3 protein-coding genes and 5 pseudogenes are annotated in these 12,503 nt (G+C 71.5%); 5 read left to right on the top strand and 3 right to left on the bottom strand.

Translation table 11 applies throughout. The annotated features are described in order from the left end of the window. Nucleotides 1–110: 110 nt before the first annotated feature. The 3 genes and pseudogenes from OG611_RS40995 to OG611_RS39245 form a co-directional block, all read right to left on the bottom strand. A pseudogene (locus OG611_RS40995) lies at nt 111–308 on the bottom strand (transposase); the annotation flags it as partial. 90 nt (nt 309–398) lie between these two features. Beyond that, nucleotides 399–602: pseudogene (locus tag OG611_RS39250) on the bottom strand (hypothetical protein); the annotation flags it as partial. A 171-nt stretch (nt 603–773) separates the two neighbouring features. Further along, the gene (locus OG611_RS39245) at nt 774–1,472 is read right to left on the bottom strand and encodes a hypothetical protein (protein ID WP_266431241.1); all 699 of its coding nucleotides are present in this window, start codon (nt 1,470–1,472) and stop codon (nt 774–776) included. Between the two features lie 328 nt (nt 1,473–1,800). On the opposite strand from OG611_RS39245, the pseudogene OG611_RS40825 reads away from it, so the two are divergent. From OG611_RS40825 to OG611_RS40815, 5 genes and pseudogenes are all read left to right on the top strand, one after another. Further along, nucleotides 1,801–2,062, top strand: a pseudogene (locus OG611_RS40825) (hypothetical protein); the annotation flags it as partial. After that, the gene (locus tag OG611_RS40820) at nt 2,032–2,157 is read left to right on the top strand and encodes a hypothetical protein (RefSeq protein WP_323180330.1); all 126 of its coding nucleotides are present in this window, start codon (nt 2,032–2,034) and stop codon (nt 2,155–2,157) included. The pseudogene OG611_RS40825 and the gene OG611_RS40820, both read left to right, overlap by 31 nt. A gap of 160 nt (nt 2,158–2,317) precedes the next feature. Then, nucleotides 2,318–10,729 carry a type I polyketide synthase gene (locus OG611_RS39230; protein WP_266431239.1) on the top strand — a complete coding sequence of 2,804 codons (8,412 nt, stop codon included), beginning with the start codon at nt 2,318–2,320 and terminating at the stop codon, nt 10,727–10,729. Between the two features lie 504 nt (nt 10,730–11,233). After that, a pseudogene (gene istA / locus OG611_RS39225) lies at nt 11,234–11,935 on the top strand (IS21 family transposase); the annotation flags it as partial. Nucleotides 11,936–12,102: 167 nt separating this feature from the next. Further along, nucleotides 12,103–12,393 (top strand): annotated as a pseudogene (locus OG611_RS40815) (IS630 family transposase); the annotation flags it as partial. Nucleotides 12,394–12,503: the final 110 nt, after the last annotated feature.

Here is a 12,503-nt window from a genome sequence, read left to right as displayed (position 1 = left end):
TTGGCGCGAACTTTCCGCGTGATGCTGGGCACTCGTTGCTTACGCTGCGAGGTGACCGCCGCTTTTCGCAGCACCTCGATCGTCTCGGCCTGCTCACGGTTCTGCCGCCGCAGCCGACGCAGCTCTTCCCGCTCCGCGCTCGTCAGCTCGCCCGGCGCCCCCTGCCCACGGTCGATCGTGTCCTGCTTGACCCAGTTCCGCAGTCCCTCGGCGCTGACCCCGATCTCCCGGGCCACCTCGGTGACGGTCCTGCCGGAGGACCGGACCAGCGCGACCGCGTCGCGCTTGAACTCCTCCGTATACCGCATACCGCCTACTGCGGTTGCTCTTGCCTCCCACCTGGCACTACTCCCTCTGGAACCTCACGTCCCAGTCTCCAGGTGTCCAACATCAAGAGGAAGCTTCAGTTCAGCGGTGATCCCGTACCTGCGGTCGTACTCGTCCAGGCAGCCTGCGCCGTAGGCCCGCTGTCATTCTTCGAGGCAGGCCGCTGCGATCGGGGTCAGCTCAGGCCCTTCGAGCTCGATCTGCCGAGTCACCGGGCCTTCGGTATCGACCTCGAAGCAGAACCAGGTGTCTTTCTCATCCCGGTAGCAGCGCATCCATAGTGGTTCACCGGTCAATGATGACGGCGCTGGCGGCTGTCACGGCTGCCTCGCCGAAGGAGGCCCAACTCCTCGCGCCCTCTCGAAGTGCATCTGTCAGATGGCGAAGCGTGTGGGCTGCGAGACGGCCCGGCCCGGTGTGAAGCCGCCGCGCAGCCGAGCAGGCGCTTACAGGTGGGAGCTGATCACACCGCCGTTACTGAGCACGATGTATACGCCGTTGGCGTCGAGCCCGGTGTCGTGCTGGTTCGCCTCCATCATGGCCTCCACCGCGCCCTCGTTGCCTAGGATCTGCGCGCGGTACCGCAGCTCGCCGATCTTCGTGACCTTGGCCGTCCAACCGCCCGCGAGCTTGAAGGTGCCCGGTCCGGTGTGTCCGCCGCCCATCCAGGAATGCACCTCGCCGCTCAGCGTGAGCACGACGAACATGTCGTTGGCGTCGAGCCCGGCGTCCTGCCCCTTCGTCTCCAGCGTGGCCAGGACCGAACCGCGGCTGACGATCACGGCGCGGTAGTGCTGGTCACCGAGCTCGTAGATCTCGGCCTTGCTGCCGTCTGCCAAGGTCTGGGTGCGGACCGGGGATGCCGCCTTGGCCGCGGCGGCCGCAGCGGCCTGTGCGGTGGCGCGGTGCGCGGCGGACGTCCCGGTCTGCACGCTGATCTGGGTCTTGTCTGCGCTGGTCCTGGCGCCGTCGGGCGCTCCGCCGATACCGGTGGAGCCGGAGGCGGAGCTGGAGATCTTCTTCTCCGAGCCGGCGGCAGCGTCATTGCCCCCGCTCTGGCAGGCAGTCAGCGAGAATGCCGCAGCGGCGGCAACGGCCACCAGGCCGGCGGAACGGACGGTACGGCGAGCACGGCGAGTGGTCATTGTTAAAGCCCCCGTGGGATATCAGGATGCGGCGCCTGCACCTGCTCCCGCAGGGCGGCCGGCCGGATCTGCTGTTCGTTGCACCCCGTGAGATGGCACCCGGGCAGGAGTCGTTCACCGAGGTCTTGTCCGCACTTGGTAACAACGGAGCTGGGCGCCACCGTGCGAGTCCTCAAGTCATTGAGCCGCGCCATTGCTTGAGGCGATGGAAGCAGCAGTCGACGTGTGCCTCGACGCGGACGAGCAAACGATCGAGCGGGGCATCGGCCCAGAGCCGGTCCTCGGCGGCTTCGCCTCCGCCTGAACGGGGACCGGTGGTCGAACCACACTCGCCGACCTGCTCCACGTCGCCGCGATCGACGAGTGTCCCTTCGAGAAGGCGCCGGGCGCGGCCGGAGCGCGGTGGGTACTGCCCGCGCCTGGTCGGCGAGGCCCGCTACGCGACCAGCCCGCCGGGAAAACTGCTGCTACCCCCCTCGCGAAGAGGGCGCGAACTGTTCAGCGGCACTGGAAGAAGCGGGAGGTCCGCTCCCGCCACCGCGCCGTGCGGGATGGCACGGTGGCGGCAGACGTCACTGTCGCAGACCTGATCACGCCGGCCGTCGGCATCGCCCTGACCACGGAGCACCACCCCGCCTCCGCCAACCGGGCGGACCGGCTGTCCCGCCGACCGCGGCGGGACTGAGCCCGCAGAGCTGAACGCGGCACACGACCACCCTGTTCGACGGAATTCGATGGAAACGGAAGGTGAGTCGTACCCCATCGGCGGCGACCCGTCGTCGGTAGGCAACCTGGTACACCGTGCCGTCGTCCTCAACGACGGGTCATCTCAAGGAGGTCATGCGGTGAGTAGGCACGCCGACATCGTCAAACCACTGTCGGAACTGCTCGGGCACCACGCCCGGCGCCTCGGGGACAAGATCTGTTTCGAGGACCGGCTCAGGCGTGTGACCTACCGGGAGCTGGAACGGAGGACCGCACGGCTGGCCGGTCACCTGGCTGGACTCGGTCTGGCGCGCGGTGACCGGGTGGCCGTACTGCTCGGCAACCGTGTCGAGGCGGTCGAGAGCCTGCTCGCCGTCACCCGGGCGAGCGGTGTGGGCGTACCTCTGGACCCCGGAAACTCGGAGGATGAGCTGACCCGCTTGCTGGACGACAGCGGGGCACGGGTGCTCATCACCGATGACGCCTGCCTGACGCGGCGGCGAACGCTGCCGTTGCGACCCGGGTTGACCGTGGTGGTGGCCGAAGGCGGCGCTGAGGACGGGGCCGGGAACTCGCCTTCGTGCGCGGACCGCGTGGAGCCGGCGGACGGGGCCGGCGGACGGGGCCGGCCCGCCGGGGTCGCGGGCGCGGGCGGCGTTCTGCGGTTCGAGGAGTTGGCGGGTACGGAGCCGCGGACGTCGGCCCGGGACGATCTCGCACTGGACGAAGTGGCGTGGCTGCTCTACACCTCGGGCTCCTCCGGCACGCCCAAGGGCGTCCTGTCCACCCAGCGCAACCGCCTCGCGCCGGTCGCGACGGGCCTTGTCGGGGTCCTGGGCCTGTCCGAACGGGACCATGTGCTGTGGCCGTTGCCCCTCCATCACGCGATGAGCCAGATTGTGTGTTTCCTCGGGGTGACCGCAGTGGGGGCGAGCGCGGTACTGCTGCCCCGGTTCTCGGTGGCTGGGGTGCTCGGCGAACTGCGGCGTGGGGACGCCTCGTTCACCTTGCTCGGCGGAGTTCCGACCACGTATTCGGCGCTGCTCGACGCGGTCCGGGGCGAGGAGTGCGGTCCGGACGGCGGCGGCCTCGGCGCCCCCGCGCTGCGGGGTTGTGTCAGTGGCGGCGCCGCGGCGGGGCCCGGGTTCCGCGAGTCCTTCGGGGCGATCTGCCGTGTGCCTTATCTGGAGCACTACGGCAGCACGGAGGCGGGCGCGGTCACCATGCCGGCGCCGGGCGAGGAGCCGATGTCCGGGGCGTGCGGCCGGGTGCTGCCCGGCGTCCGGGTCCGGGTCGGCGGAGGCCCCGACGGCCGGGACACGGGCGAGGGCGAGTTGTGGGTCAGCGGGCCAGGGGTGATGGCCGGCTACCACGGCAGGCCGGAAGCCACCGCGGCGGTCCTGCGCGACGGCTGGTTCCGCACAGGTGACCTGGCCAGGATCGATGCCTCCGGTGGACTGGCCATCACCGGCCGGGCGAGTGATCTGATTATCCGGGGCGGGGTGAACATCCATCCTTCGGAAGTGGAGGCGGTGCTGCGACGGCTGCCGGGGGTGGCGGACGCCGCCGTGGCCGGACGTCCGCACCCCGTCTTCGGCGAGGTGCCGGTCGGCTATCTCGTAGCCGAGCCCGGCGGCGTACTGGACAGGGGGCGCATCCTCGCCGCCTGCCGTGCGGAACTGTCCGGCTTCAAGGTGCCCGCCGAACTGTTCTTGGTGGAGGACCTTCCCCGTACCGCCTCCGGAAAGACCCTGCGGCGGGACCTCGCCGGCCTGCCGGCACGGGCGCTGGGCACGGAGGCCGCCGGGAAGCCGTCGGAGGACCTGCTGGCCCTGGTGCGGGGCGAGGTGGCTGCCGTGCTCGGCTGTACGGCTCAGGCGGTGGAGCCGAGCACGGCGCTGCGGGACCTGGGTATGGACTCCCTGACGGTGACGGTGCTGCGGGAGCGGTTGTCGGCGGTGACCGGCCTGCCGCTCTCCGAGGCCGTCGCCTTCGACTTTCCCACGGCCGCGGCGCTCGCCGCCCACCTCGGGGAGCGGAACGCCGCCGCGCCGGCCGGCGCCGGGTCCGTGGACCGGGGTGCGGCCCGGTCGGACGACGATCCCGTGGTGATCGTGGGGATGGCTTGTCGTTATCCCGGAGATGTGACCTCTCCCGAGGAGCTGTGGCGGCTGGTGGCCGACGGGAAGGACGCCATCAGTCCCTTCCCCACCGACCGGGGCTGGGACGTCCGGGCGCTGTACGACCCGGACCCCGGACGGCCCGGACGGACGTATGTGCGCGAGGGAGGTTTCCTCTCCGGTGTGGACCGCTTCGACCCCGGCTTCTTCGGCATCTCGCCCCGCGAGGCGTTGGCCATGGACCCGCAGCACCGGCTGTTGCTCGAAGTGGCGTGGGAGGCGTTCGAGTACGCCGGTCTCGTCCCCGGCACTCTGCGCGGCTCGGCGACCGGGGTGTATGTCGGGCTGATGTACAGCGACTACGCGCGGCGCCTGGCAAGGACGCCCGAGCATGTCGAGGGGTACCTCGGCCTCGGCAACGCCGGAAGCGTCGCCTCGGGTCGTATCGCGTACGCCTTCGGCCTCGAAGGCCCGGCCATCACCGTGGACACGGCGTGTTCCTCGTCCCTGGTGGCCATGCATCTGGCGGCCCAGGCGCTGCGCCGGGGTGAGTGCGCTTTCGCGTTGGCCGGTGGCGCCACGGTGATGTCGGGGCCCTCGTCGTTCGTGGAGTTCAGTCGCCAGCGGGCGCTGGCGCCGGACGGCCGCTGCAAGGCGTTCGGTGCGTCCGCCGACGGTACGGGGTGGGCCGAGGGTGCCGGAATGCTGTTGTTGAGCCGGTTGTCCGAGGCGCGCAGCGCCGGGCTTCCGGTACTGGCCGTGGTGCGCGGGTCGGCGGTGAACCAGGACGGGGCGAGCAATGGGCTGACCGCACCGCACGGGCCGGCGCAGCAGCGGGTGATCCGGCAGGCGCTCACGGACGCGGGGCTGAAGCCTGGGGATATCGACGCCGTGGAGGCGCACGGCACCGGCACCCGGCTGGGGGACGTCATCGAGGCGGAGGCCTTTTTCGCGACGTACGGGCAGCAGGCGCGGCAGAGTCCCCTCCGGTTGGGCTCGGTGAAGTCGAACATCGGTCATACCCAGGCCGCTGCCGGAGTGGCCGGTGTGATCAAAATGGTGCAGGCGATGCGGCATGGTGTGCTGCCGCGTACGTTGCACGCCGACGAGCCGACGCCCCGTGTCGACTGGTCGTCGGGGCGGATCTCGCTGCTGACCCGGGCGGTGGGATGGCCCGCGACGGATCGCCCGCGCCGGGTGGGGGTGTCGTCGTTCGGGATCAGTGGCACCAACGCCCATGTGGTGCTCCAAGAGGCTCCGGACGGCGAGGAGGCCGCATCGCTGTGTGCCGTGGCGGACGGCGGGACCGCGAGGGGCCGTGTCGGACCCGGGGTGGTGCTGGAGGGCGCGGCGCGTCCCGGGCGGACCGCGGTGGCCTTTCCGGTGTCGGCGAGGAGCGTGCCGGGGCTGCGGGCCCAGGCGCGACGGCTGTACGACCATGTGGTCGCCACTCCTGATGCGTCCCTGATGGATATCGGATACTCGCTCGCCACCACGCGTGCGGCCTTGGAGCACCGGGCCGTGGTGGTGGCCCGGGACCGTGCCGAGTTGCTCGGCTCCCTGCGGGCTGTGGCGGAGGGCGACGGCCGGTCCGGAGTGCACACGGGCACGTCCCGCCATCACGGCCCGCCGGCCTTTCTGTTCACCGGTCAGGGCAGTCAACGTGTGGGCATGGGCCGTGAATTGTACGGGTCGCGGGATCTGTATCCGGCCTTCGCCGGTTCGTTGGACGAGTGCTGTGCCCTGCTCGACCCGCTGCTGCCGGTGTCTCTGCGGGACGTCATGTTCGCCGCGCCAGGTACGGAGACGGGCGCGTTGCTGGATACGACCTGGTTCGCGCAGCCGGCGCTCTTCGCTCTGGAGACGGCGTTGTTCCGGCAGTTCGAGGCGTGGGGGGTACGTCCCGGTCTGGTGGCCGGGCACTCGGTGGGCGAGGTGGCTGCGGCGCATGTCGCCGGGGTGCTGTCCCTCGCGGACGCGTGCACGTTGGTGGCGGCCCGGGGCCGGCTGATGGACGCGCTGCCTTCGGGCGGCGCGATGACGGCCGTGGCCGCCGGTGCGGACGAGGTGGCTGCCCACCTCTCCGGGACCGGGTGTGCGGTGGAGATCGCCGCGATCAACGGGCCTGCCTCAGTGGTTGTCTCCGGCGACGAGTCGGCGGTGCGGGAGGTGGCCGCGTACTTCCGGGAACGGGGCCGTTCGGTGACGCCGCTGCGGGTCGGTCATGCCTTCCACTCCGCTCGGATGGAGCCCGTGCTGGCCGAGTTCGCGGACGTGGTCCGGCGGCTGTCCTTCGCCGCGCCGCAGCTGCCTCTGATCACCGCTGTGCCGGGCCGGGCGGCCACCGCCGAGGAGATGTGCACGCCGGAGTTCTGGGTGGACCATGTCCGCCGTCCGGTTCGCTTCGCCGATTCGGTGGCGTACCTGGGCGAGCAGGGCGCGGCACACTACGTCGAACTGGGGCCGGACGGGGTACTCACCGGCCTGGTACGTGATTGCCTTGCCGTGTCCGGGCCGACCCCGGCCGACCCGGACACGGGCGAGGCGGGCGGCGGCGAGCAGGTCCCGGTGCCACTGGTTCTGCCGACACTGCGCGGGAAGCGGCCGGAGGCGGATGCCTTGCTCGACACGCTGGCCGCGCTGCATTCCCATGGCGTTCCCGTCGACTGGCGGGCTGTCCACGCCGGGGGCGGCGGGCGGCGCGTCGCACTGCCCACGTATGCCTTCCAGCGCCGCCGGTACTGGCTGGAGACCGCCCCGGAACATCCGCCCATGTCCTCGACCGCCGAGCCCGCCCATCCGTTCCTGCGGTCGGTCACCCGCACGGCCGACGACGACGGGCTGCTGCTGAGCGGGTTGCTGTCGGTGCAGGACCAGCCGTGGCTTGCCGACCACGTGGTGGCTGGGGAGATCTTGCTTCCGGCGACTGCTTTCGTCGAAATGGCCCTGTATGCCGGTGAGTTGGCTGGCGCGGACGTCCTGGACGAGCTCGTTCTGACCGCGCCGCTGCCGTTGCCGTCGGACGGTGCTGTCGCCTTGCAGGTGCGGGTGGCGGGGGCGGACGACACGGGGCGGCGGGCTGTGCTCTTCCACTCCCGGCCGCATACTCCGGCGGGTGATGAGCCCTGGCTCCGGAACGCCGTCGGCACTCTTTCGCCTGCGCAGCCGCCTGCGGACCGGGGAGCAACCGCAGGCGAGACCGGCGGTGTGCCCCGGCCGGACGCGTCCTGGCCACCGGAGGCGGCCATGCCACTGCATGCCGACCGTCCGGGGACCGGACCGTATGAGCAACTGGCTGCCGACGGGCTGCGTTACGGCCCCGCTTTCCGAGGCATGCGCGCCGCCTGGAGGCACGGGGAGGAGTTGTACGCGGACGTCGCGCTGCCCGAGGCGGCCCGGACTCCGCGCCGGGAGGCGGACGGCCCGGAGTTCGCCCTGCATCCCGCACTGCTCGACGCCGCGCTGCACGCCCTGGCCCTGGACAGCCTTGTCGCGAACGGTTCCGGGGCAGCCGATCCGGCGGCCGGCGGGTTGTCCCTGCCGTTCGCCTTCAGCGGGGTGCGCGTGCACACCGCGGGTGTACAGCGCTTGCGGGTACGGGTGGCCCCCGGGCCGGACGGTCAGGCCGGAGTGGAGCTGGCCGATGAGACGGGCGCACCGGTGGCGACGGTCCGTTCGCTGGCGCTCCGCCCTCTTCCGCGTACCGGCTCAACGACGGCGGACGCAGTCACCGGTGCTCTCCACCGGACGGACTGGGTGGCGTCGGCCGAGCCGTCCACACCCGTGGTGATGCCCCGTTGGGGGGTTCTGGGCTCGGCGGGCACACGGCTGGTGGATGCTCTCGCGCCGCCGGGTTCCGGCGTCCCGGTGTACCCCGGCGCGGCGGCGTGCGACGCGTCGTCGGCCGTCGTCGTGGCACCTTGCCCGCCGCCGGGAACGACCGACGACGGGCACGACCAGGCTGCCGCTCTGCTGCGGGCAGCGGACTGGGCGCTGAGGCTCGTGCAGGAGTGGCTCGCCGAGCCCCGCCTGTCCCACTCCCGTCTCGTCCTCGTGACGTCCGGTGCCGTCGCTTCGACCGATGACGGATTCCCTGCGGATGGTGCCGGTCGCGGGAGTGACGGCCGATCCGGCGAGACGGCATCCGTACCGTTGCACACACCGGTGTGGGGACTGGTCCGTTCGGCCCTGCGGGAAAATCCCGGCCGCTTCGCTCTGATCGATGTGGACGAGCACCCCGACTCCTGGACTGCCCTGCCCGCCCTGCTGGCCGCCCCGGTGCCGGAGGCTGCCGTACACCGGGGAACGGTGTACGTGCCGAAGCTGGTGCCACTGGCCGAGGCGGCACCGAAGCCACGGAAGAGGCGGACGCTCGACCCGGAGGGCACCGTCCTGGTCACCGGCGGCACCGGTTCCCTGGGCATGCTGGTGGCACGGCACCTGGTCACCGCTCACGGCGTCCGGCATCTCCTGCTCGCCGGCCGGCGCGGGCCGGACGCTCCGGGGGCGCGGGAACTCGTCGCGGAGCTGTCTGAGGCAGGCGCCCAGGTGACCGTTCACGCCTGTGACGTCGCGGACCGGACCGCGCTCGCGGCCCTCCTCGACGCGGTACCGGCGGCCCACCCGTTGACCGGCGTCGTGCACACTGCGGGGGTGCTGGACGACGGCGTCGTCGCGGCGCTCACCACCGACCGGATGAGGCGGGTGCTGCGCCCGAAGGTGGACGCCGCTCTCGCTCTGCATGAACTGACCCGGGGTCACGACTTGGCCGTGTTCGCGCTGTTCTCCTCGGTAGCGGGCACCTTCGGCTCCGCGGGTCAGGCCAACTACGCCGCGGCCAATTGTGTGCTGGATGCCTTGGCGCGGCACCGCGGGCGGCTCGGACTGCCCGGTACGTCGATCGTCTGGGGCCCCTGGCAGCAGCACGGCGGCATGATGGCGCACCTCGGCGACGCGGATCGGCAGCGGATGGCCCGCTCCGGGTTCAGCCCGCTCGGGCCGGAAGAAGGCCTGGCCCTCTTCGACGCGGCCGTGGCCGGTGACGAACCCGTGGTGGTGGCGGCCCGCCTGGCCCCGGCCGCTCTCCGTGGTGGTGGCACGGCGGCGAACCGGCTCCGAAACACTGCCGCCTACGGGGACGACGCAGGCGACGGGGGCCACGGAGGCCGGGACCTACTCGGCCCGTCACTGGCGGCTGCCTCCCCCGGCGGGATGGGCGGGGTGCTGCTGACAATGGTCCGGACCCTGGCGGCCCGCGTCCTGGGCCATCGGGAGGAGGCAAGCGAGATCGACGAGGACGCCCTGCTGGCGGACCTGGGGCTGGATTCCCTGGCCGCGGTCGATCTGCGCAATGAGCTCGCGGCGTGGACGGGGCTGGCTCTGCCGTCCACGCTGCTGTTCGACTTCCCGACGCCGCGCGCGCTCGCTGTCGAGCTGACGCGGCGGTATGCCGCCGAGGCACCTGCTGCGGGTGCCGCAACCGACGACCGGTCACGGCCTGAGGCCGCCGACGCTTCGGGCTCCCCGGGCCGGCCGGCGGACCACGGTCCGGGAAGCGGTCCGGGGGCGGGCGCTCCGCCGGATGCCCGGGTGCAGGTCGCCGAAGCCCCGCATGCCGGGGAATCTCCGGACTCCCTGGGCGCGCTCTTTCGTACCGCATGCGCCCGGGGGCGGAGCTGGGACGGCATGGTGCTCCTCACCATTGCCGCGCGCCTCCGCCCGGTCTTCGACACGGCCGGGGCGTCCGGTGCGACACACGAACCCGTCATGCTCGCGGCGGGCGGCGCGGGGGCCCGGCTGGTCTGCTCCCCCGCGCTCAGCGCGCTGTCCGGACCTCAGGAGTACGCGCGCCTCGGTGCCCGGCTGCGAGGGCTGCGGCCGGTTTCCGCGGTGCGGCACCCGGGGTTCGAGCCCCGAGAGGCCCTGCCCGCCACACTGGACGCTCTCGTCACCGCCCAGGCCACTGCCGTCCGCGCAGCCGCGGCCGAAGGCCCCCTGGTACTGCTGGGGCGGTCGGCCGGTGGCTGGGTGGCCCATGCTGTGGCCGAGCGTCTGGAGTCCGAGGGTGTCGCCCCGGTGGCCGTCGTCCTGGTGGACACCTATCCACCCGCTCACGGTGACCAGGGGCAGGCACTCTCCACGATGACGTCGGACATGCTGCGCCGGGCGGCGCAGTTCGCCTCTGCCAGTCCCGGTCGGCTCACCGCCATGGCCGGATACTTCGAGCTCTTCCGTGACTGGAAACCCACGCCGCTCGCCTGCCCCACCCTGTACGTACGAGCCCGGGATCCGCTGCCCGGCACCGACCCCGCCCCGGACTGGAGCCTGCCACACGCCGAGGTCACTGTTCCGGGGGACCACTTCACCATGCTGGAGGAACACGCACGTACCACCGCACTCGCCATCCACCAGTGGCTCGGCAGCCGGTTCTGAGAACGCCCCGGGAGAGGCGCGGGTGCGGGCGTGAACGACTCCGTCCCACGCGCCCCACGCCTCTCCCACGCCCTCGCGGTCAGTGCCGTTCTCTGTCCGGGCCGCGGCAGTCGACGGCGGACATACGGCCAAAACGGGCGTCGGCGCCAGTCGTCCTGCTCCTCTGCTTCGGGCCGAGGAGCCGCGGCAGGGCCCGTTCCTGGCACCGGACGAGAAAGCTCAGTCACGGCCGACCGCGCCTGACCGTTCGGTCGTCGGTCGGCTGGAGCTCTCGCCCCTGTGCCCGTAAGGCCGGCAGACTTCGGCCTCGTTCGCCCGGCCTGTACACCGCACAGGAACTGCGGATCAAGGGCTGTCGCCAACGGCTGTGCGGCATGTGCGGCCCCCCACCGAGCTCATCTCTCGGCGTCGCTTGAATTCTGACCCTCTGACGGCGGATCAAAAGTGACCCACTTGGTGATCTTCGCCTGAACCTGATCTTGATGGAAGGTCAGGAGGGAGAGGGTGATCCTCGTGGAGGACTGGGCAGAGATCCGTAGGCTGCACCGGGCTGAGCAGATGCCGATCCGGGCAATCGCGCGGCATCTGGGCATCTCGAAGAACACGGTCAAGCGGGCCCTGGCCACGGACCGGCCGCCGAAGTACGAGCGCCCGTCTCAGGGGTCGGTCGTGGACGCGGTCGAGGTCCAGATCCGTGAGCTTTTGCGGGAGACTCCGACGATGCCGGCCACCGTGATTGCCGAGCGGATCGGGTGGGAACGCGGGATGACGGTCCTCAAGGACCGGGTGCGGGACCTGCGGCCTGCCTATGTGCCAGTCGATCCGGTCTCGCGCACGACGTATCGGCCCGGCGAGCTGGCCCAGTGCGACCTGTGGTTTCCCGAGGCGGACATCCCGCTCGGCTACGGCCAGAGCGGACGGCCGCCGGTGCTGGTGATGGTGTCCGGCTACTCCCGGGTGATCGTCGCGCGGATGCTGCCCTCGCGCACGACCGGCGATCTGATCGATGGGCACTGGCGGCTGCTCTCGGCCTGGGGCGCGGTGCCCAAGACGCTCGTCTGGGACAACGAATCCGGGGTCGGTCGCGGGAAGCTCACCGCCGAGTTCGCCGCGTTCGCGGGCCTGCTCGCCACGAAGATCCATCTGTGCCGGCCCCGTGATCCAGAAGCGAAAGGGCTGGTCGAGCGGGCAAACGGCTATCTGGAGGAGCAGTGATTCCTTCGCCCTGTCCCGCCAAGGAAGAAGGACCCCGAGGTCGTCGAAGGGTACGTGTGGAGAGCCCCGGTGCTCGGAAACGTGCACGCCGGATTCGGGGGCGGTTCAGGGAATCCCACCAGCAGCAATGCTGGCAGGGCGCCCCGAACCGATCTCACATCAGCCACGAGGGCCTGCGCATCCTGCTCTGCGAGGAAGGCGTCAGCTTTCAACGCGTGAAGACCTGGAAGACCTCCCACGATCCGGACTACGCCGCCAAGAAGGCCCGCGTCGAGCACCTCTGCGCGATTGCCGACGGTGAGGTCATACCCGAGGCCGACGAGCCCGAGGTGGTGATCTGCCTGGACGAGTTCGGACCGCTCAACCTGATGCCCCATCCCGGGCGGCAGTGGGCCGAGCGCGGTGGCGGGCACAAGGACCCCGACCGCGAAGCGCGCCGGCGGCGCCAGTTCCGACCGACGCCTCCGGTCGTTGTTCATGTGTGCCGTTGGCTGACGTGCCGTGGGTGCGGATCGAGCCGTTGCCCCCAGATCGGACACCGCGGCGGGGTGGCCGGGGG

It is taken from the genome of Streptomyces sp. NBC_01363, from assembly GCF_026340595.1.
Lineage (GTDB): Bacteria > Actinomycetota > Actinomycetes > Streptomycetales > Streptomycetaceae > Streptomyces.
This window is presented reverse-complemented; position numbering and strand designations above follow the sequence as displayed.

Bases quoted from the DNA above. Each gene is read 5' to 3' on its own strand.
- OG611_RS39245 (WP_266431241.1), bottom strand. From the start codon at position 1,472: ATGACCACTCGCCGTGCTCGCCGTACCGTCCGTTCCGCCGGCCTGGTG.